Origin of the sequence: Pseudorhizobium marinum (genome assembly GCF_000705355.1) — a bacterium.
Classification (GTDB): domain Bacteria; phylum Pseudomonadota; class Alphaproteobacteria; order Rhizobiales; family Rhizobiaceae; genus Neorhizobium; species Neorhizobium pelagicum.
Genome location: NZ_JMQK01000005.1, coordinates 323,921 through 344,009 on the forward strand (window position 1 = coordinate 323,921; position 20,089 = coordinate 344,009).

At 65.0% G+C, this 20,089-nt stretch carries 24 protein-coding genes; 14 read left to right on the plus strand and 10 right to left on the minus strand.

All coding sequences use genetic code 11. From position 1 onward, the window contains the following. Nucleotides 1-96 precede the first annotated feature (96 nt). From EO99_RS0109075 to mobB, 4 genes are read left to right on the plus strand one after another with little or no spacing between them, the layout of a single operon-like run. A complete protein-coding gene (locus tag EO99_RS0109075; protein ID WP_029618331.1) occupies nt 97-1,008 on the plus strand; it encodes a DMT family transporter in 912 nt (303 codons plus the stop codon). A 34-nt stretch (nt 1,009-1,042) separates the two neighbouring features. Continuing rightward, on the plus strand, nt 1,043-2,269 hold the full coding sequence (locus tag EO99_RS0109080) for a multidrug effflux MFS transporter (protein ID WP_029618332.1): 1,227 nt from the start codon (nt 1,043-1,045) through the stop codon (nt 2,267-2,269). Then, nucleotides 2,266-2,889, plus strand: a complete 624-nt coding sequence (gene mobA, locus EO99_RS0109085; RefSeq protein ID WP_029618333.1) for a molybdenum cofactor guanylyltransferase MobA — start codon at nt 2,266-2,268, stop codon at nt 2,887-2,889. Before EO99_RS0109080 ends, mobA begins: the two co-directional genes overlap by 4 nt. Next, the gene (mobB, locus tag EO99_RS0109090) at nt 2,886-3,401 is read left to right on the plus strand and encodes a molybdopterin-guanine dinucleotide biosynthesis protein B (RefSeq protein ID WP_029618334.1); all 516 of its coding nucleotides are present in this window, start codon (nt 2,886-2,888) and stop codon (nt 3,399-3,401) included. The genes mobA and mobB overlap by 4 nt, the downstream gene beginning before the upstream one ends. A 50-nt stretch (nt 3,402-3,451) precedes the next feature. Here the strand turns inward: mobB and EO99_RS0109095 are convergent, their stop codons facing one another. Continuing rightward, nucleotides 3,452-5,563, minus strand: coding sequence for an OmpA family protein (locus EO99_RS0109095; protein WP_029618335.1), 2,112 nt, complete (start codon nt 5,561-5,563; stop codon nt 3,452-3,454). Nucleotides 5,564-5,912: 349 nt separating this feature from the next. On the opposite strand from EO99_RS0109095, the gene EO99_RS0109100 reads away from it, so the two are divergent. The 4 genes from EO99_RS0109100 to EO99_RS0109115 all read left to right on the plus strand — a co-directional run bounded on the left by EO99_RS0109100 (nt 5,913) and on the right by EO99_RS0109115 (nt 8,807). Beyond that, complete coding sequence (locus EO99_RS0109100; protein ID WP_029618336.1) at nt 5,913-6,692, plus strand: ABC transporter substrate-binding protein; 780 nt, start codon at nt 5,913-5,915, stop codon at nt 6,690-6,692. 112 nt (nt 6,693-6,804) lie between these two features. Beyond that, a complete protein-coding gene (locus EO99_RS0109105) occupies nt 6,805-7,587 on the plus strand; it encodes an ABC transporter permease (protein WP_029618337.1) in 783 nt (260 codons plus the stop codon). Further along, on the plus strand, nt 7,584-8,414 hold the full coding sequence (locus EO99_RS0109110) for an ABC transporter permease (protein ID WP_029618338.1): 831 nt from the start codon (nt 7,584-7,586) through the stop codon (nt 8,412-8,414). The genes EO99_RS0109105 and EO99_RS0109110 overlap by 4 nt, the downstream gene beginning before the upstream one ends. A 126-nt stretch (nt 8,415-8,540) precedes the next feature. Further along, on the plus strand, nt 8,541-8,807 hold the full coding sequence (locus EO99_RS0109115) for an usg protein (RefSeq protein WP_029618339.1): 267 nt from the start codon (nt 8,541-8,543) through the stop codon (nt 8,805-8,807). Nucleotides 8,808-8,819: 12 nt separating this feature from the next. Here EO99_RS0109115 and EO99_RS0109120 read toward each other — a convergent pair whose 3' ends face one another. After that, nucleotides 8,820-9,542, minus strand: coding sequence for a DUF2270 domain-containing protein (locus tag EO99_RS0109120; RefSeq protein WP_029618340.1), 723 nt, complete (start codon nt 9,540-9,542; stop codon nt 8,820-8,822). 134 nt (nt 9,543-9,676) lie between these two features. Between EO99_RS0109120 and EO99_RS0109125 the strand changes: the two genes are divergently transcribed. From EO99_RS0109125 to EO99_RS0109145, 5 genes are all read left to right on the plus strand, one after another. Next, nucleotides 9,677-10,492, plus strand: coding sequence for a methyltransferase domain-containing protein (locus tag EO99_RS0109125; protein WP_029618341.1), 816 nt, complete (start codon nt 9,677-9,679; stop codon nt 10,490-10,492). Nucleotides 10,493-10,515: 23 nt separating this feature from the next. Continuing rightward, nucleotides 10,516-11,076 (plus strand): DinB family protein, encoded by a 561-nt coding sequence (locus EO99_RS0109130; protein WP_029618342.1) that lies wholly within the window; start codon nt 10,516-10,518, stop codon nt 11,074-11,076. A gap of 2 nt (nt 11,077-11,078) precedes the next feature. Further along, nucleotides 11,079-11,489 (plus strand): CopD family protein, encoded by a 411-nt coding sequence (locus tag EO99_RS0109135; protein ID WP_029618343.1) that lies wholly within the window; start codon nt 11,079-11,081, stop codon nt 11,487-11,489. Nucleotides 11,490-11,555: 66 nt separating this feature from the next. Further along, nucleotides 11,556-12,425 carry an NAD(P)-dependent oxidoreductase gene (locus tag EO99_RS0109140; protein WP_029618344.1) on the plus strand — a complete coding sequence of 290 codons (870 nt, stop codon included), beginning with the start codon at nt 11,556-11,558 and terminating at the stop codon, nt 12,423-12,425. Then, the gene (locus EO99_RS0109145) at nt 12,422-13,114 is read left to right on the plus strand and encodes a DNA alkylation repair protein (protein WP_029618345.1); all 693 of its coding nucleotides are present in this window, start codon (nt 12,422-12,424) and stop codon (nt 13,112-13,114) included. The genes EO99_RS0109140 and EO99_RS0109145 overlap by 4 nt, the downstream gene beginning before the upstream one ends. Before the next feature lie 2 nt (nt 13,115-13,116). On the opposite strand, the gene EO99_RS0109150 is transcribed toward EO99_RS0109145, so the two are convergent. The 5 genes from EO99_RS0109150 to EO99_RS0109170 form a co-directional block, all read right to left on the minus strand. Then, nucleotides 13,117-13,740, minus strand: a complete 624-nt coding sequence (locus EO99_RS0109150) for a zeta toxin family protein (RefSeq protein ID WP_051679774.1) — start codon at nt 13,738-13,740, stop codon at nt 13,117-13,119. A gap of 10 nt (nt 13,741-13,750) precedes the next feature. Continuing rightward, nucleotides 13,751-13,942: a hypothetical protein gene (locus tag EO99_RS0109155; protein ID WP_029618347.1), complete on the minus strand. Its 192-nt coding sequence runs from the start codon at nt 13,940-13,942 to the stop codon at nt 13,751-13,753. Between the two features lie 71 nt (nt 13,943-14,013). Further along, nucleotides 14,014-14,502 (minus strand): Lrp/AsnC family transcriptional regulator, encoded by a 489-nt coding sequence (locus EO99_RS0109160; protein WP_029618348.1) that lies wholly within the window; start codon nt 14,500-14,502, stop codon nt 14,014-14,016. A 66-nt stretch (nt 14,503-14,568) separates the two neighbouring features. Further along, a complete protein-coding gene (locus tag EO99_RS0109165) occupies nt 14,569-15,222 on the minus strand; it encodes a uracil-DNA glycosylase family protein (RefSeq protein WP_077067055.1) in 654 nt (217 codons plus the stop codon). After that, entirely contained in the window at nt 15,219-15,782 is a 564-nt protein-coding gene (locus tag EO99_RS0109170; RefSeq protein WP_029618350.1) for a thermonuclease family protein, read from the minus strand. The genes EO99_RS0109165 and EO99_RS0109170 overlap by 4 nt, the downstream gene beginning before the upstream one ends. 121 nt (nt 15,783-15,903) lie before the next feature. On the opposite strand from EO99_RS0109170, the gene EO99_RS0109175 reads away from it, so the two are divergent. Next, the gene (locus tag EO99_RS0109175; protein WP_029618351.1) at nt 15,904-17,439 is read left to right on the plus strand and encodes a sensor histidine kinase; all 1,536 of its coding nucleotides are present in this window, start codon (nt 15,904-15,906) and stop codon (nt 17,437-17,439) included. A gap of 12 nt (nt 17,440-17,451) precedes the next feature. Here EO99_RS0109175 and EO99_RS0109180 read toward each other — a convergent pair whose 3' ends face one another. The 3 genes from EO99_RS0109180 to cobT all read right to left on the minus strand — a co-directional run bounded on the left by EO99_RS0109180 (nt 17,452) and on the right by cobT (nt 19,990). Then, nucleotides 17,452-18,486: a hypothetical protein gene (locus EO99_RS0109180; protein WP_029618352.1), complete on the minus strand. Its 1,035-nt coding sequence runs from the start codon at nt 18,484-18,486 to the stop codon at nt 17,452-17,454. Between the two features lie 68 nt (nt 18,487-18,554). Continuing rightward, complete coding sequence (locus tag EO99_RS0109185) at nt 18,555-18,887, minus strand: diacylglycerol kinase (protein ID WP_081852018.1); 333 nt, start codon at nt 18,885-18,887, stop codon at nt 18,555-18,557. Nucleotides 18,888-18,973: 86 nt separating this feature from the next. Continuing rightward, nucleotides 18,974-19,990, minus strand: coding sequence for a nicotinate-nucleotide--dimethylbenzimidazole phosphoribosyltransferase (gene cobT / locus EO99_RS0109190; protein ID WP_029618354.1), 1,017 nt, complete (start codon nt 19,988-19,990; stop codon nt 18,974-18,976). Nucleotides 19,991-20,089: the final 99 nt, after the last annotated feature.

Consider the following 20,089-nt stretch of genomic DNA (forward strand, 5'->3'; position numbering starts at 1 on the left):
GACGCTCTGTGAGTACCGCCTGCGCCACAACTGGTCTGGCCGCCTCGGGCGGAATGCATTAGTGACTTCTGCTGCTGCAGCGGCAAGGAATCACGCATGGCATCCTCCGACAATTCCAGGGGCGCGATCTACATGTCGCTCGCCATGGCCTCCTTCACCTGCAACGACGCCCTGGTGAAGTCCGTGACCGCCTCGCTCAGCGTCGCGCAGATCATCACCGTCCGAGGCGTAATGACCACCGTGCTCGTCTACTTCGTCGCCCGACGCCTCGGCGCACTGCGTCCGCTTTCCGTCGTCCTGCAGCCTCTGATCCTGCTCAGGACCTTCTTCGAGATCGGCGCGACGCTGACCTTCATCAGTGCGCTGGGACGAATCGATTTCGCCAACATCTCGTCGATCATGCAGTCGCTGCCGCTTGCCGTGACGCTGGGGGCGGCACTCTTTCTCGCAGAGCCCGTCGGCTGGCGCCGCTGGACGGCGATCATCGTCGGCTTTATCGGCGTGCTGATCATCCTGAGGCCCACCACCGGTGGCTTTGCTCCAGAATCGCTGCTGGTTCTCGCCGCCGTCTTCTTCACCTCGGGCCGCGATCTCGTCACCCGACGCATCGTCGCCGACGTGCCGTCCCTGACGATCACCCTGTTCACCGCACTGGCCAATACGGTGGTCGGCGCCCTGCTGATCGTGCCGATGGGCGGCTGGCAGCCGATGAACGCGGAGAACTTCCTGCCGCTGGTGATTGCGGCCCTGCTGGTCTTCGCCGGCTATCAGGCCGTGATCATGTCGATGCGGACGGGAGAGATCTCCTTCGTCGCGCCCTTCCGTTATACCGGCCTGATCTGGGGACTGGTGCTCAGCGTCCTCTTCTTCGGCGAGCGCCCGGACGCCTTCGTCTACGGCGGTGCCGCGATCATCATCGGTTCCGGCCTCTACAGCTTCTACCGCGAAGGCAAGCGCCGGCACCGGATCGCCGCGGAGGCGGGCCCCGTGCCGCCGGCAGCACCATGATCATGCTGCACGTGTCCGCACAGGAGCGACGCCCATGAATGAAACCCGCTTTCTGGACCGGGCCACCCCGCCGCATATCGCCACGCTGGTCCTGGTGGCCGGCCTTGCGGCGATGTCGATGAACATCTTCCTGCCGTCGCTGGCGACGATGGCCGAACATTTCGGCACCAGCTACGCCGTCATGCAGCTTGCCGTCTCGGGCTATCTGGCCGGAACCGCCGTCATCCAGATCGCCATCGGCCCGCTGTCGGATCTTTTCGGCCGCCGGCCGGTGATGCTCGGCGGCGTCGTGCTGCTTCTTCTGGGCACCGTCATCTGCCTTCTGGCTCCCAACGTCACCGTCTTCATGATCGGGCGGATCCTGCAGACCGGCGTGATCGCCGGCATCGTCCTGTCGCGCGCCGTCGTCCGCGACATGGTGCCGATGGACGAGGCCGCCTCGATGATCGGCTATGTGACGATGGGCATGTCGGTCGTGCCGATGATCGCGCCGACGCTCGGCGGCGTCTTGAACGACCTGTTCGGCTGGCAGGCCAGCTTCTTCGTCCTCTTCCTCGCCGGCATTTTCGTGCTGCTTCTCGTCTGGCGCGATCTTGGCGAAACCAACACCGCGCAATCGGCGAGCTTCGGCGCGCAGTTCCGCAGCTGGCCGCAGCTTCTGCGCTCCCGCCGCTTCTGGGGCTACACGCTGACCGCGATGTTCTCCTCCGGCATCTTCTTCAGCTTCCTCGGTGGCGCGCCCTTTGTCGGCAGCGTCATCTTCAAGCTGTCGCCCTCGACGCTCGGCCTTTATTTCTTCACCATGGCTGCCGGCTACATGCTGGGAAACTTCCTGTCCGGCCGATACGCGCGCCGCGTCGGGATCGGTCCGATGATGCTGTCGGGCAATGTGGTCAGCCTGATCGGGATCGCCGCAACCTTCCTCTTCCTCACCGTCGATACCGGCCACCCCTTCGCCTTCTTCGGTCCCCTGTCGCTGATCGGTGTCGGCAACGGCCTGACGCTGCCGAGCGCCAATGCCGGCATGGTCAGCGTAAGGCCGCATCTCGCCGGCTCCGCCTCCGGCCTCGGCGGCGCCATCACGCTGGGCGGGGGTGCGGCGCTTTCGGTACTTGCAGGCTCGGTGCTGACGCCGCAGACCGGCACCCTGCCTCTCCTCCTGGTCATGCTGGTGACGGTCATCTTCGCGCTCCTCTCGACCGAATACGTCCGCTGGATCGACCGCCGCGAAGGCGCGGTCGACGATGGGGGCAGGCCGTGACCGCCCCTCGCCCGCCAGCCCTGATCCTTGCCGGCGGCCGGTCGAGCCGGATGGGCTCCGACAAGCTCCTGCTGCCTTTTGGCAAGGGCACGTTGCTCGCGCATATCCTTGCCCGCCTCACGCCGCAGGTCTCGGACATCGCGTTGAACCCGAGCCCCGATCTTACGCCGGCTCAGGACATCCGCCTCGTACCCGACACGGTTCCCGGACAGCCCGGGCCGTTGGCCGGTGTGCTGGCCGGATTGCGCGACCTGGCCGAGCGCGCCACGGGAGAAACCCATCTGCTGACGGTTCCCTCCGACGTCCCGTTCTTCCCATCCGATCTGGTGGCGCGCCTGCAGGAACCGGCCCTGGATCCCAAAGGCATCACCATCGCCGCCTCCGATGGCCGCACGCATCCCGTCTTCGGCCTCTGGCCGGTAGCGCTGGCCGACGATCTGGAGGACTGGATCCGGGAGCCGCAGAACCGGCGGATGTCGGCCTTCCTCGCACGCCACCCGACCGTCGCGGTCCCCTGGGATCTTGTGGAGACGCCGGTCGGCATGCTTGATCCCTTCATGAACGTCAACACGCCGGCCGATATCGATGAGGCGCGCCGCTTCCTGGAGGTTGAACCGTGACAGGCCCCCGCGTCTTTGGCATCGCCGGCTGGAAGAATTCCGGCAAGACGGGCCTGGCGGTCCGGCTGGTCGAGGAGTTCACCCGCCGCGGTTACCGCATTTCGACGATCAAGCACGCCCACCACGACTTCGACATCGACAAGGTCGGCGCCGACAGCTACCGCCATCGTCAGGCGGGTGCCCATGAGGTGGCGCTCGTTTCCGGGACGCGGTTTGCGATCATGCACGAACTGCGGGGTGAACCGGAGCCGGCTTTCGAGGAGATCCTCGCCCGGCTGGCGCCCTGCGATCTCGTGCTGATCGAGGGCTACAAGCGCGAGCCGGTGCCGAAAATCGAGGCGCGCCGGCTTGAGGCGAAGAACCGGGAGCCGCTGGCGCCTTCGGATCCGCATATCGTCGCCGTTGCCGCCGATCATCCGGTCGCGGACGCCACTCTGCCGGTCTTCGACCTCGACGACACCGTAGCCATCGCCGACTTCATCGCCGTGGCGACAGCGCTTCCCCCGAAATAGAAGAAGCCGCCGGATCGCTCCGGCGGCCTCTCTTCGTCATGTGGCATTGCTTACTGGTTGGAAGCGACCGGCTTCACCAGCGGCGTGATGCGCCGGATGGTGACGCGGCGGTTGTCCTGTTCCGCACCTTGGGTCCGGATCTTCAGGAAGCGCTCGCCATAGCCCTGGGTCGCGAGGTTCTCCGGCGGAATGCCGAAGGCATCCGTGAGGACCACGGCAACCGATTCCGCCCGCTCGTCCGAGAGGATCAGGTTGCTTTCGTCAGAGCCGACCGCGTCGGTATGGCCTTCGATCAGGAAGGTTTCCGCCGGGTTTTCCTTCAGAATCTGGTTCATCGCTTCGGCGACCTTGCGCAGCGAGCTTGCCTCGTTCATCGGGATTTCGGCACTGCCGGTGGCGAATTTCACCGTGTCGAGATCGATGCGGCGCGCCTTGTCGCGGATACGGGCCGAGTAGCGGACCTCATCCAGGGAATAGACGCGTTCGACCTGTTCGACTGGCGGCTGATCCAGGAACTCGTAGTAGTCCCGGTCCGGATCGCTGGACGTGTCGATGATGTACTGGTCGAGCGGCACGCTCAGCCGCATCGGCGGCAGGTCGAGAGCCGGATCGCGCCAGACATAGTCGGCATCTTCGTAAAGTTCCGGTGCGTAGTAGAGGACGTATTCCTCGCCGTCCACGATGCGCGAACGCTGGACCACCGAGCCGGAGCTGTTGCGGATGGTCACCACCTGCACGCCGCCCGGACGTTCCACGACCTCGCGATAGCGGTCACCCGGCAGACGCTCGTAGTAGACGCCGCCATCGTCACCGTAGAAGCGCGATGTATCGTCGTGGTAGACCACCGGCCGTTCGCCGATCGAGATGATGATGCGGGCTTCGCCGTCGCGATCATTGCGACCGTCCCGGTCGCGGCGTCCGTCACGCCGGTCGCCGTCACGCCAGTCGCGGTCGCCGTCACGATAACCCCAGCCTTCGGTGCGGCGGTACTCCGGACGACCTTCGATACGCTCGCCTTCCTCGGCGGTGGCGGCACGGAACTCGGACCGCTGCCGTGCCTGCATCGGGGCTTGCGCCTCGGCATCGGAGGTCGGTGCGGCGACGGGTGCAGTCGCCTGTGCGGGTGCCTGAGCGGGCGCCGGGGCTGCGGTACCGTCAGCCGGTGCGGCTGTCGTGCCGGCCGGCGCGGTTTCAACCGGTGCGGCTTCCTTCTGGCTGTCGAGGACGGCAGCGCCATTCTCGATCGGCAGGACCGCGGTCTCGCCGTCCTGGGCCGCAGACGGATCGTCCGCAATCTCCTGGGCACGCTGAACATCTTCGGTGGTCGTCGCGACCGGCGGCTCGCCGGCCGGGGCGGCTTCGCCTGTTGCGGCAGCACCCTCTGTCGTCGTCTCCGCTGCCGGAGCGTCGGTCGCACCTTCGGCCGGAGCCGTCTCGGCAGCGCCCTCCGTTGCGGCGGCCGGAGCTTCGCCTTCAGGCAGAACGACTGGAGCGTCGGCCGCATCCTGTTCGCCATCGGCGGGAGCCTCGGCAGGCTGCTCAGATGGCTGTTCCGTGGTTTCAGCCGCCGGGGCGGTTTCCTCGCTGGCCGGTGCCGTCTCTTCGGCAGGCTGCTCAGCGGCCGCAGCCGGTGCCTGTTCTTCCGCTGGAGCCTGCTCGGCCTCAGGGGCGGTCTCGGCTGCAGGAGCCTCCTCGGCGGGCGCGGCTTCCGGAGCGGCCTCGGCGGGCGCTTCCTCTGGCGTCACTTCCGGCTCCGGTGCGGGCTCGGGGGCTACCTCGGGAGCGGCCTCTGGCTCTGGCTCGGGTGCCGGGGCTGCCTCGGGCTCGGGCTCGGGTTCGGGCGCCGGTGCCTCGGGCTGCACTTCCGCCGGTGCTTCCTGGATCACTTCCGGAGCGGGTTCAGGGGTGGCCTCGGCGGGCGCCTCTTCTGCCGGCGCCTCTTCCGCAGGCGCTTCTTCGGCTGGTGCTTCTTCCGGCGCCTGTTCCTCTTCCGGCACAGCACCCGGCGGCAGGATCACGGTGCCCTGGACGCGAATGACGTCGCCTGCGCTTGCGGCCGGGATCGCGATCTTCGGTGGTACGGCGAATGCCGGCTGCATCATCAGCGGCAGCGACACGAGCGGCGCTGCAACACTGGCGAACAGTCTGGATTTCATTGACATCGATATCTCCTCGACTTGGGATGTCATCCCTTCTTCCCGCGTCCTTGTTGACCGGACGTCGGCGCATCTAGCGCGGAGCCACAACGGGAGGCCCCTGCTTTTGTTCCCGTAAGATGGACCCCCGCGTCTGAACCGCGTCTGAATGGCCATGAGCGGGGCCAGGTCCCGCGAGACTCCGACACCGGCTCCTCATCCAGACTGCGGATCGGCCGCGCAGTGGACGTAAAATGCCGTTGCATTTTCCACCGCGCCGGTATCTAAAAAACCCACGGACGGAGCCCGCTCCGAGCCCGCCAGGCGTGAGAAGACAAGATCAACAGCACGCCGGCCACCAACAGAGAGGATCATCATGCGTATCGCCACTCACTTTTTCGCCGCCGCATCGATTGCCGCAGTTGCCCTGTTCGCCGGCTCCGCATCGGCACAGGAAAAGATCGTCATCGGCACGGAAGGCGCCTACCCGCCCTTCAACAGCCTGGAATCCGACGGCACGCTCACCGGCTTCGACGTCGAGATCGCCCGGGCCCTTTGCGACGAGATGAAGGTCACCTGCGACTTCGTCACCAACGACTGGGACGGCATCATCCCCGCGCTGCAGTCCAAGAAGTTCGACGCCATCATCGCCTCCATGTCGATCACGCCGGAACGCCTCGAGCAGGTCGACTTCTCCAAGAAGTACTACAACACGCCGCCGGCGATCGCCGTGCCGAAGGACAGCGACATCACCGAAGCCACCCCGGAAGCGCTGGCCGGCAAGGCGCTCGGCGCCCAGGGCTCCACGACCCACGCCAACTATGCCGAAAAGCACATGGCGGAATCGGACCTGAAGCTCTATCCGACCGCTGACGAGTACAAGCTCGACATCGAAAACGGCCGCGTCGACGCCGTCATCGACGACATCGTCGTTCTCTCCGAGTGGGTGAAGTCCGACGCCGGCGCCTGCTGCAAGGTCCTCGGCGCGCTGCCGGTCGACGTCGAGATCAACGGCGAAGGCGCCGGCATTGCCGTGCGCAAGGGCGAAACGGAACTCGCTGACCGCTTCTCCGCTGCCATCCTCGCCATCCGCGAGAACGGCAAGTACAAGGAAATCAACGACAAGTACTTCGACTTCGACGTCTACGGCGAATAAGGCCCGGGACTGCAAACGCCTTTGTTGGCGGAAGGCTTGCCCTTCCGCCAATTTTCTTTCTACAACAGGTCAACGATAACAAGCGGCATAGCCGCAAGGGGAAAGCAGTTTGATGAGCGGATGGTTCTCCGCCCTCGCCACGGCGCTCGATCCGCTTTGCGGACCTGTCGGCATCTTCTCGCTGTTGGGACAGGGGACCGTGGTTGCCTGCGGCGATGCGGGCTGGGGCGATGAAATCGCCTTCGGCGTCAAGGTCACCGTCACGCTTGCCGTCGCCACCCTGCCGATCGGCCTGGCTCTCGGCTTCCTGATCGCGCTTGCGGCGCAGTCGCAGGACAGGCTGCTGCGCGTGGCCGTCGGCATCTACACGACGATCTTTCGCGGGCTGCCCGAACTGCTGACGCTGTTCATCGTCTACTATGGCCTGCAGATCCTCATCCAGTCGGTATTTGCCTGGGCCGGCTTCGAGCAGCGCGTCGAGATCAACGCCTTCGTGGCGGGCATGATCGCGCTTGCCGTCGTCTTCTCCTCCTATTCCTCGGAAGTGCTGCTCTCCGCCTTCCGGGCCATTCCCAAGGGCCAGTACGAGGCCGGCGACGCGCTCGGGCTCGGCCGCGGGCAGACCATGATGCTCGTCGTCCTGCCGCAGCTGATCCGCATCGCCCTGCCCGGCCTCGGCAATCTCTGGATGATCCTGCTGAAGGACACCGCCTATGTCTCGATCGTCGGACTTTCCGACATCGTGCGGCAGACCGGCATCTCCGCGCGCGTCAGCAAGGAAGCCTTCTTCTTCTACTTCCTCGCCTGTCTCCTCTATCTGGTGCTGGCGATCATCTCCTCCTTTGGCCTCGGCTTCATCGAGCGCTGGGCGCGGCGCGGCGAGGTGCGCCGATGAGTTATTCCCGCGAGCTGATTGAACCGCGTCCCGCGCCGCCCGTCCCGTCCAAACCGTTGAACGCCTCCCGCGTCACCGCGCTCGCCATCCTGGCGATCTGGGCGGCGCTCGCGGTCGCCATGGTCTGGCTGGTGATCACCGGCTGGGATGACGCCAAGTTCCTGCGCTACGGTCCGCGCTACCTTTCGGGTCTCTGGACGACGGTCTCTCTCGTCGGGATCGCCGTCATCCTCGGCGCCATCCTGTCGCTGCCGCTGTCGTTTGCGCGCATGTCGCAGAACCGGGTGATCGGCGCCATCGCCTATTCCTACGTCTACGTCTTCCGTGGCACGCCGCTGCTCGCCCAGCTCTTCCTGATCTACTACGGTCTCGGCGGTTTCCGGCCGCAGCTGGAATCGGTCGGGCTCTGGTGGTTCTTCCGGGAAGCCTGGTATTGCGGGCTGCTGTCGCTGACCCTCAACACCGCCGCCTATCAGGCGGAAATCCTGCGCGGCGCCATCGAGAGCGTGCCGCGCGGCCAGCACGAGGGTGCCGCGGCACTCGGCATCTCGAAGTCGGTCGCCTTCCGCAAGATCGTCCTGCCGCAGGCGTTGATCGTGGCGCTGCGCCCCTATGGCAACGAGATCGTGCTGCTGATCAAGGGCTCCGCCGTCGTTGCCGTCGTCACCGTCTACGACCTGATGGGCGAGACCCGCTATGCCTTCTCGCGCACCTTCGACTACCAGACCTATCTCTGGGCGGCGATCTTCTACCTCGCCATCGTCGAGACGCTGCGCCAGGTCTGGGCGCTCTTGGAGGCCCGGCTGACCCGCCACCTGAAGCGCTGACGCTGCCCTGAAAACGGCGGGGGCAAAGCTTCTAGCGGCCAGCCCTTAAAGAAATCGTTAATCCTCCGGTGTTCTCCTGTGGATGACGCAACTTGCGTCGTCACGACAAGAAGAGCGGGAACGACCATGAACACTGAGATGGAAATGATGCTGAAGGGCTACGGGCTGACCACCGCCCAGATCCTCTACCGCCTGCCCGACCACCCCATCCTGCTGCAGAGCTACCTCTGGCAGGAGTATGACCTCGCCCCGGACTTCCCCCAGATGAAGGGCTTTCTGAAGTTCTGGCAGGAGAAGCTGGACGGGCCGCTGCATTCCGTCCGCTACGTTCACCACAAGATGATCTCCGCCAGCGAATGGCGCGCACTGAAGGGCGAATTCATCCTCCACTGAAACGTGGTAGCGTCACACATGCACCTCGCCGTGGGCAAGCTCGCCCTCGTCAGAGGCCTGGTGCAGCGAGGCGAAGAAGACGAAGCCGTAGAAGACCCCCACCCCTGCAAGGACAGTCCATCCCGGCAGCGGACCGAAGGCCGCATTTGCCACCGCCTCGCGCCAGGAGAAGACCACGTCCGCCTGCTCGCCGTCGGGCAGGAGTTTCGGCGTCGAGATCTTCAGGCCCCAGGCCAGCAGCAGGATCAGATACATCCAGGAATAATTGCGACGCACCCGCCTATACAGAGCCTCCCGATAGCTCATGAGGAAGCTCGGATGACGCAGGCTCTTGGCGATCGCTTCCGCCCAGTTCGGCTCCAGATCGCTCTCCGGATAGAGCGCCTGCGCAAAGTAGTAGCGCTCCAGCTTGCGCACCCTGGCGCGGTAGACGTCGAAGAAGCGATAGCGCCGCGCCTCGATCAGCAGCAGCAGCGAGACCAGCAGCATGGCAAACAGCACCACCCCGTGGTGCGACGACGACGTCGACAGCGAGACCGAGAGCAGCGCCGCCACGACCGTGATCGCCCAGTTGGTGGTGCGGTCGATGCGGTCGCGCCAACTCGTCATCCGGCCGATCTCGCCGCGGTAGTAGTGGATGATCATGTTGGATTTTTCGGCCGAGGTGATCGGCAGCGACGGCGCCCGCCGTTCGATGTTCTCCTCCAGGGCCGTCGGGGCTTGGCTTGCGGACATGATCTCTTCTCCCACGTGCCGGATCGCCGGCTGATCGCGCAGGTCAAACGAGATGGCACATCCTCGTGTTCCGCCTCCGACGTTGCCAAACCGGGGCAAGACGCCTAAACGGCTGGCATACACGGAGATGCACCATGAAGAAGATCGACGAGGAAGCGCTGGCCGAGGCTTACAACCGCGCGCTCGGGCTCGAGAAGGCCGGCGACATCGATGCCGCCGTCGCCGCCTACCGCGAGGTTCTGGAGATCGATCCGGAAGACCACGGCGGTGCCGCCGTGCGGATTGCCTCGCTTGGCCGCGGCGAAGCGCCACCCAGGGCACCGGACGCCTATGTCGAGACGCTGTTCGACCAGCATGCCGAAAGCTTCGAGGACATTCTCGTCGAGCAGCTCGGCTATGCGGTCCCCGTGATGGTGCGCCAGCGCCTGCAGGAGCTTGGCCTCGGGCCGTTCAAGCGCATGCTCGATCTCGGCTGCGGCACCGGCCTCACCGGCGGCACCCTGCGCGACATGGTCGACGACATCACCGGTCTCGACATCTCGGAAAACATGATCGAGATCGCCCACGAGAAGGACCTCTACGAGACGCTCTACGTGGCGGAAGTCGAGGATTTCCTCGAGGACAACGACGACGAGCCCTTCGACCTGATCACCGCAACCGACGTGCTGCCCTATCTCGGCGCGCTCGAGCCGCTGTTCTTCGGCGCTTCGGAGAACATGCTGAAGGACGGCATCTTCGTCTTCTCGTCTGAGACCTTGCCCGAGGACGCCATGGCCGGCCGTGCCTATATCGTCGGCCCGCACCAGCGCTTCGCCCATTCCGAAACCTATGTGCGCGAGCGCCTTGCCGCGACCGGTTTCGAGGTGCTGGAGATCGGCGAGATCAACGTGCGCATGCAGGACGGCCATCCGACGCCCGGGCATCTGGTCATTGCGAAGTTCAAAGGCTAGGGTCTCCCGCCAGGAGGTATCCCATGACGCCACAGCGCTATTTTCTTGCCCAGGCCTATAACAATGCCTGGGCCAACCACCGGCTGCTGAAGGCCTGCAAGCGGCTGCACCGCGAGGAGCTTTCAGCGCCACGCACGAGCTTCTTTCCCTCCATCATCCATACGCTCAACCACATCCTGACGGTGGACTGGCTCTACATCAGCGCGCTTGAAGGACACTGTCTCGGCGCCCAGGCCTTCGAGCCCGAGATTCCCTTCACGCTGATCGTCGATCTCGAGCGGGAGCAGCGCGCCGCCGACCGGCGCCTCATCGATCACTGTCGACTGCTCGACCGCGAGATGCTGGAAGCCCGGGTCGAGATCCCGCGCGACACCCATGTCCAGGTCGAGAGCGCGGATCGCATCCTGCTGCATCTCTTCCAGCATCAGATCCATCACCGGGGCCAGGTGCATGCCATGCTCGCCGGCACCTCGGTGGCGCCGCCGCAGCTGGACGAATTCTTTCCCGCCGATCCCTCCGAACAGGCGCTGCGCCGCGCTGATTTCGCCGAACTCGGCTTCTCCGAAGCCCTCATCTGGAGCTGACAATGCTTTATAACGTCCTGAAGTCCCTGCACATCATATCCGACATCGTCTGGGTCGGCGGCATGCTGATCAATGCCTTCGTCATCGCCATGGTGCCTCCGACGATCCGCACCGGCGTCATCACCGCGCTTCGTCCCTATGACCGCCGCGTCACCACAGCGGGCCTTGCCGGCGCCTGGATCTTCGGCCTGATCCTTGCGTTCGGCTATGTCGGCTTCTCCGGCGGCTGGCTGCACCTGAAGCTTCTGATCGTCGTCATGCTGTCGGCGCTGCACGGCATGCAGAGCGCATGGCTGCGCCGCATGGAAGCCGACCCGCACCTCGACCCGCCAGCCTTCGTGCGCGTCGCAATGCCGATCGTACTCGTCTCGGTCGTCGTCGTCGTGCTGCTGGCCGTCGTCAAGCCGTTCTAGGCTTCGGCCATTGAGGCCCTGCGGCCTTTCCGGTAGGTCTGTCTTATCAATCGAGGAGGAAAGAACATGGCGAAAGTGGCATTCATCGGTCTGGGCGTGATGGGGTTTCCGATGGCCGGGCATCTGCGGAAAAAGGGCGGCCACGACGTGACCGTCTACAACCGCACTGCGGCCAAGGCCGAGGAATGGGTGAAGACGTACGGCGGCACGTCCGCCCCCACCCCCGCCGAAGCGGCAAGGGACGCCGATTTCGTCTTCACCTGCGTCGGCAATGACGACGACCTGCGCTCCGTCACGATCGGCGAGACCGGCGCGCTTGCCGGCATGAAGGCGGGCGCCGTCCTGATCGACAACACCACCGCCAGCGCCGAAGTCGCCCGCGAACTCTACGAGGCGGCCCGCGCGAAGGGCGTCGACTTCATCGATGCGCCCGTCTCCGGCGGACAGGCGGGCGCGGAAAACGGTGTTCTCACCGTCATGTGCGGCGGCGACCAGCAGGTGTTCGACCGGGCAAAGCCGGTCATCGACGCCTATGCCCGCATGGTCGGCCTTATGGGCCCCGTCGGCGCCGGACAGCTGACGAAGATGATCAACCAGATCTGCATCGCCGGCCTCGTCCAGGGACTGGCCGAGGGCATCCATTTCGGCAAGCAGGCCGGCCTCGACATCGAGAAGGTGGTCGAAGTCATCTCCAAGGGGGCGGCCGGCTCCTGGCAGATGGAAAACCGCCACAAGACCATGAACCAGGAGAAATACGACTTCGGCTTCGCGGTCGACTGGATGCGCAAGGATCTCGGCATCGTCCTCGCCGAGGCCCGCCGCAACGGAGCCAAGCTGCCGGTCACCGCCCTCGTCGACCAGTTCTACGGCGACGTCCAGTCGATGGGCGGCAACCGCTGGGACACGTCCTCGCTGCTGGCGCGCCTGCAGAAATGACCCTCACGCCTGCAGCCTCTGCAGACGACATCGTTGCGCATCTGAACACGCTGCGCAACGAAGGCAATATTGCCGGAATGGCACGCTTCGGCATCGACACGTCCACGGCGCTCGGCATCACGACGCCGCAGATGCAGGCGATCGCCCGACAGGTCGGACGCAGCCACGAGCGCGCGCTCGATCTCTGGTCGACGGGACTGCGGGACGCGCGCATGGCGGCGATCCTCACCGCCGACCCTCGGCAACTGACGAAGCAACAGGTCCGCACCTGGTCCGGCGAGTTCAACTCGTGGGAGGTCGTCGATACCGCCGCCGACCTCTTTACCCAAACGCCTTTCTGGCAGGATCTGGTGGCGGAGTTTGCCGCGGACGATCGGGAATTTGTTCGCCGCACTGCGTTCGCCATGATCGCTGGAGCAACCGTGCACAACAAGCAGGAACCGGACGAGACCTTCATCGCCTACCTGCCGCTGATCGAAACGCACGCCGGCGACCCGCGAAACTTCGTCAGGAAGGCCGTGAACTGGGCGCTGCGCAATATCGGCAAGCGCAACCGCTTCTGCCATGCCCCGGCCCTGGCGCTCGCCGAAAACCTCGCCGCCTCGTCCGACAGGACGGCCCGCTGGATCGGCAAGGACGCGGTGCGCGAACTGACGAGCGACAAGCTTTTGGCACGGCTGAAGGGCTGAGGTCAGTGCCGGCCGGCGGACATCACCATGTCCGTGGCCATCTGCAACCCGGCTGCGACACTCACCGCAATCTGGCGATGAAACGCCGATGTCCGGTCAAGCGCATTGAAGACAATGTCCACGCCCTCGATCACCAGCTTCTGCTGCAGGCCAAGGGATCGACTGTTGTCAAAAAATACCGTGACGGCGGCAAGTGGAATGGCGCGGGACAGGTTATCGATGGACCGCGCATATCGCCGGCGGATCACATGGTCTGCGATGCGGTGGCCGCCCTGCGAAACGCGCTGCCGCACACGCATGACATGCAGATCGGCGCTGCTAAGTGCTACAAACAGCAATGAGACATCAAAACCCGCCGCACCGGCTTTCCGAAGGACCGACAGCGACTGACTGCTGCTCAACGTGGTCTCGAATGTGAAGTCGGAACGCTCCGCGATCTGGCGATCGATGGCAACAATAGCCGCACGACCTGCGCGCAGCGAGGCATTTTCGGGATTGTCGCGATCAATCCTCCTGGCAATCAGATCGGCATTGATGAACGGCCCCGTCGGCGGAAGCGCCGTATAGAGCGTCGATTTTCCGCCACCATTGGGACCCGCCAAGACGACACATTGCGGCTTGTCCATCCGGTGCTGCCTACGCCGCGCGTTCGGACCTGTTCGTGATCAATTTCTTCGTGCCATCCGGCCGCTCTTCGACAATCCCCTCCCCTATCGAAGGATCATCGTAATAGACGGAGACACCCGCCGACTTCGCCTCCACGATTGCAGCCGCGGCGGCCTTGGCAATGGCAGATTTCCGGTCGTTCAAGGTGTCTAAAATCGACATGATCTTCTCCGAATTCCGGCTCGAACAGATAGGCAATCATATCATCTTCTGGGCCGCCCATCCACCCGCACTCAGTCCTCGCCGGCCTTCTGGTTGTCGAGCGTCATGTAGTCGAGCGGCAGTTCGGTGGTGTATTTGATCTGCTCCATGGCGAAGACGGAGGAGACGTCGCGGATCTCGATCTTGGCGATCAGCCGCTTGTAGAAGGCGTCATAGGCGGCGATATCCGGCACCACGACGCGCAGCAGGTAGTCGACGTCGCCGCTCATCCGGTAGAATTCGACGACCTCCGGGAAATCCACCACCACTTCCGAGAAGCGCTTCAGCCATTCGACCGAATGGCTGGCGGTGCGGATCGAGACGAACACGGTGACCTTGGTGTTGACCTTGACCGGATCGAGCAGCGCCACCCGGCGGCGGATGACGCCGTCCTCCTCCATGCGCTGGATACGGCGCCAGCACGGCGTGGTCGACAGTCCCACCTTCTTGGCGAGGTCGGCCACGGCAAGCGTCGAGTCTTCCTGGAGGATACGGAGGATTTTGCGGTCGAGACGATCCATCACACGGTCTTTCGAAATGATTTTCTCCTGCATAGCCCTGTTTAGCACAGATAGGCGCATTTTGTTTTAACGCGACAGTCTATCCACATGCTGTTTGAGGAATGGAAGAACCTCCTGCTCGAACCAGGGGTGGCGCTTCAGCCAGCCGCTGTTGCGCCAGCTCGGATGCGGCAGCGGCAAAATCCGCGGCCCCTCGTTGGCGAAGGCATACTCCCGCCAGTTCGCAACGGTCTCCGTCATGCGTCTGCGCCGTCGGGCGCCGAGGTGCCAAGCCTGCGCATACTGGCCGATCGCCAGCACCAGTTCAACCTGCGGCATGGCGTCGATCACCGGCCGGCGCCAGAGCGGCGCGCATTCGCGGCGCGGCGGCAGGTCGCTGCCCTTGGCATCATAGCCCGGAAAGCAGAAGCCCATCGGCACGATCGCAAAGCGGTCGCGGTCGTAGAAGGCCTCGCGCGTCACGCCGAGCCAGCCGCGCAGCCGGTCTCCGGAGGCATCATCGAAGGGAAGTCCGCTCTCGTGGACCCGAAGCCCCGGCGCCTGCCCGGCAATCAGGATTCTTGCCTTGCGCGACAGGATGGCGACGGGCCGCGGCAGATGCGGCAGGCGATCCTGCGGCCCGCGCGCGGGGCCGTCGACGCAAAGCCGACAGTCGGAGATCGCCGCGCGCAGGGCGTCGAGCCCGTCATCCGATCTCGCTGCGGCCTCTATCTCGGTCACCCGCCAAACAGTCCTTTCAGCCAAGCCATCAACCCTTCCGCAGCGGCCGGGTCGTCCATCATCCCGTGCCGTATCCGCCAGTCTCTCGGTCTCTCGAAGGTGCCGGCCCAAAGCCCATGCCCGGCCGTGCGCGCCTCCCGCTCCTGCGACGAATAATCGCCGGAGGCGACGGCCAGGCCGAGGCGCACCAGTTCGGCATTGATGTCGAGCGCGCCGTCGCGGCAGGTCACCAGCAGCCTCTCGTAGCGGTCCCGGTCCGATCCGCTGCACACCACCGAGGCGGCAGAACTAAGGCCTTCGAGGGCCGCCCGCGCCTCTTCGCCGCAGGACCAGTCGTCGCCGGCCGCATCCTGGCAGACCTGGCTTGCCTCCGGTGCGTCGAGCCCCAAGAGCCGCAGCCGCTCGGCGCCCGCCGCCAGCGTGTCGCCGTCGATGGCGACAAAGGGGCCGTTCAGACGCAGGGAGGCGACATCGTCGAGCTTGGCGGCGAGCAGCGCGCCGAGGAAGACCAGGGCCAGCAGCAGGCCCGAACCGCGCAGTTTCCGGATGAGTGATGTCACGATCCCGCCTTAATCAAGAACAGAAGCTTCAGGGAAATGGCAAACAAATCCTTGCCTGGCAGCATCTTCTTAAGATTTCCCGCCTAGTCTCACAACCATTGGGGATATCGATCCAGTGGTTATGAGTAACGGCGTCAGCACCTCGACCGATAAGAACATCGTCGACCTGTCACGGAGCAACCGCAACAGAGCGGTCTCGAAGACGGTTCGCGCGACCCGTGAGCGTCTCCAGACCACCGGCAACAGCACGAAGTTCTTCGATCGCGACGCGCTGGCGCTGCATGTCAACGCCATGCTCCAGAGCGCGCTGGTGACGCCGATCTTCGTTGCCGTCGTCACGGCGATCGGCCTCTACATCAACCCTGCCTCCAACCTGATCGCCTGGGCCCTGCTCGCGCTGAGCACCCATGCCATCAACGTGCTGGCGGCGCGCCGCGCCAGCCGCATCGAGATCACCACGCTCAACACCGCGTCCTGGCGCATGCGCCTGCTCTGCGGCCAGATCCTGGTCGGCTGCAGCTGGGCCTTGTTCTCGCTGCAGGGCTGCGAGACCTGTTCCGGCGACAGCTTCTACTTCTACAAAGGCGCGGTGCTGCTGGTCGCCATCTCCATCAGCGCCATGAACGGCGTCATGCTGCGCCAGGGCGTGCTGTTCGGCTTCGTGCCGCTGATCCTGACGCTGCTCGTCTCGGCGGTCCTGTCGCGCCACATGCTCGACATCGGCATGACGGCGATGTGCTCGATCGCGGTGGTCTTCTTCCACTATATCGCCGATCGCCAGTACCGGTCGAACCTCACCCTGATGTCCTACCAGTCGGAGAAGGACGAGCTGATCGCCGAGCTCGAAGTGGCGAAATCCATGTCCGACGAGGCCCGCCGGCGCGCCGAGGAGGCAAACCTTGCGAAATCCCGCTTCCTCGCCTCGATGTCGCACGAGCTGCGCACGCCGCTCAACGCCATCCTCGGCTTTTCGGAGGTGATGCACTCGGAGGTGCTCGGTCCGCTGTCCAACCCCACCTACCGCGAATATGCCGGCGACATCCATCGCTCCGGCCAGCACCTGCTCGACCTGATCAACGAGATCCTCGACCTGTCGCGCATCGAGGCCGGCCGCTACGAGTTGAACGAGGATGCCCTGTCGCTGCTGGAGATCGCCGAGGACTGCATCGGCATGGTGCAGCTGCGCGCCGCCGGCAAGAGCATCAGCTTCCACCAGCAGTTCGAGCCCACCCTGCCGCAGATATGGGCCGACGAGAAGGCGATCCGCCAGGTGGTGCTCAATCTGCTGTCGAATGCCGTGAAGTTCACGCCGCAGGGCGGCGAGGTCACCGTCAAGGTCGGCTGGACGGCCGGCGGCGGGCAATATGTGGCCATCAAGGACAATGGCCCGGGCATTCCGGAGGAGGAAATCCCGATCGTGCTGTCGGCCTTCGGCCAGGGCTCGATCGCCATCAAGAGCGCCGAACAGGGCACCGGCCTCGGCCTGCCGATCGTCCAGGCGATCCTTGCCAAGCACGACGGCCAGTTCATCCTGCGCTCCAAGCTGCGCGAGGGCACAGAGGCGATCGCCATCCTGCCCGCCACCCGCGTCCTCCAGAGCCTGCCGGCCTTCGACGACGCCGCGCCGGTGCAGCGGCGTCGCAAGACGTTTGCCTGAACCGTCGCCGGGCTATTGGCCGACGATCTTCATGAACTCCGGGTCCTTGACGAAGTCCTGCAGGTCATTGTCGCCGGCCTTCGGGTTTGAAAGCTCCTTCAAGCGCCGCTTGTAGGTATTGTCCAGCAGTACGGCCTTGCGACTTGCCCGCAGCGCCGCCTTGCGCGCCTCCGCCCGTTCTTCGTCGCTCGCCCCCAGGCTTGCCAGATTATGGTGCCGCTGGCCATTGGCCGCTGCCATGATCAGCCAGTAGCGGGCCATCTCGGTGGCCGCCGTATCCTCCAGTTCGTCACCGATCTCCAGGACCTTCTCGTAGCCTCGATCCTCATAGAGGAGCGCGTTCAGGACATACATGGTGTGATCGAAAGAAGGCTGGTCGACGTTGGCGATGTATTTCATCATCGACGCGTTGTCGCGCTCGGCAAGCTCCTTCGCGATCACGCGGATCTGGTCGATCGCCTTCGGCAGGTCCTGAAGTCCAACCCGGCTCATCAGCTGTTCGACATGCAGGAACAGCGAGGACAGATACAACCGCGTGTAGAGGTAGAGAAACACGAAACCGGACACCAGTCCCACCACCAGGATGAAGGGGCCGGCTGCCGCGAGCGTGGCGCCGCTGCGCACTTGGAGAAAGCCCGTGAACGACTGGATATAGCCGCCGACTGAGGTGATCTGGCTCAGCCCCACCCCGACGATCATCGTGGTCAGCCATTCCGAAATCCGCTCCATATTCGTATTGGTGCTCATCAACCGGTTGTTTGCGCTGCCCCGCTTGCCACCGGCTGTGACGGTGGGATCTTCGCCGGTCGACAACACGCGCGGGACCGAAAACAGGAAGCCCAACGCGGCGCCGGCCGCTGCGGACGCAAAGAGAATGAGCCCGCCCAAACCGATAGCACTGGCGACGCCGCCGAATTGGGAGAGGACCAAGCAGATGGCCGTCGTTGCCGCGCCGATCAGTCCCACAAGCCCCAGAAAGGCCGCACGCTGATCTCGCTCGCGCGATTCCGGACTGACCGCCCTCAGCCCCGCCAATGACTGCAACATGCCGACCCCTCCGGTTGCGCTCATTAAGCAATACAACCATAAGGGGTCAAAAAGTCAACCCGCTCGTTTTAGAACGCAGACGGACCTGAGGCGAGCAGGGCCTTCCACACACACCACAGCACAAACAGCCCGTTGGCGCACAACAGGCAGAAGACCGCAAACGAGCCGAGGTCCTTGGCGTGCCGGCCGACGGTGGAGATCTCCGGGGAGATCCGGTCGACCAGTTCCTCGATCGCCGTGTTGAGCGCCTCCACGGCAAACAGCACCAGCATCAGCACGACGAAGACGAGATAATCCGCGGGCTCGGCGCCGATCACGGCAAACAGCACGAGCCCCAGCAGGAAGGCCACCACCTCCGTGCGGAAGGCCTCCTCCTGCCAGCAGCGGCGCAGGCCCTGCATCGAATAGCGCGTTGCGGCCAGCAGCCGTCGCGGGCCGCTCGCCTTCCTGATGTCACTCTCCCGGTCCCGGGGCGCTCGTTCCACGCTCACGTCCCTGCGCTGACACCCGCCTGCTCGAAGGTCGCCATGCCCGAATGGCAGGCGGCGGCGGCCTTGACGATGCCGGCAGCAAGGGCCGCGCCAGTCCCCTCGCCCAGCCGCATGCCGAGCGCCAGGAGCGGCGTCTTGCCGAGCATCTCGATCGCCTTCAGGTGGCCGGGCTCGCCCGAGACATGGCCGAGCAGGCAGTGATCGAGCGCGGCGGGATTGGCGGCCTTCAGAATGGATGCGGCGGCCGTCACCACGTAGCCATCGAGCAGCACCGGGATCTTCTCCACGCGCGCCGCCAGAATCGCGCCGGCGATCGCCGCGATCTCGCGGCCGCCGAGCCGGCGCAGCACCTCGAACGGATCCTTCAGGTGGTCCTTGTGGAATTCCACCGCCGTCTTCACCGCGGCAATCTTCCGCTCCAGCAGCTCGCCGTGCGAACCGGTGCCCGGGCCGACCCAGTCCTCCGCCTCGCCGCCATAGAGCGCCAGGTTGATGGCGGCAGCAATCGTCGTGTTGCCGATGCCCATTTCGCCGATGCAGAGAAGATCCGTGCCGCCGGCAATTGCCTCCATGCCGAACGCCATGGTCGCGGCGCAGTCGCGCTCCGAGAGCGCCGGTTCGCAGGTGATGTCGCCCGTCGGATAGTCGAGCGCCAGGTCGAAGATCTTCAGGCCGAGGTCATGGGTGACGCAGATCTGGTTGATCGCCGCACCACCGGCCGCAAAATTCTCCACCATCTGCTGGGTCACGGAGGACGGGAACGGCGTGATGCCATGCTTCGTCACGCCGTGGTTGCCGGCAAAGATCGCCACCAGCGGCCGTGTCACCGCCGGGGGACGCCCGGTCCAGGCCGCCAGCCACATGGCGATTTCCTCCAGCCGCCCGAGCGAGCCCGGCGGCTTGGTCAGCTGCGCGTCGCGCTCGCGCGCCGCCACCAGCGACCGCGGGTCGGGGCCCGGCAGATTCTGCAGCAGGGCTCGGAAATCGTCAAAGGGCAGGCCGCTCACGCTCATGGACATCTTCTCTCTCGTCTGCTGCCGGCGCTTGTGTTTACCGGCAAATCAAGATTTGCTGATGCTCTCTTAGTCGCGCATTCCGGGAGGGACAACTGC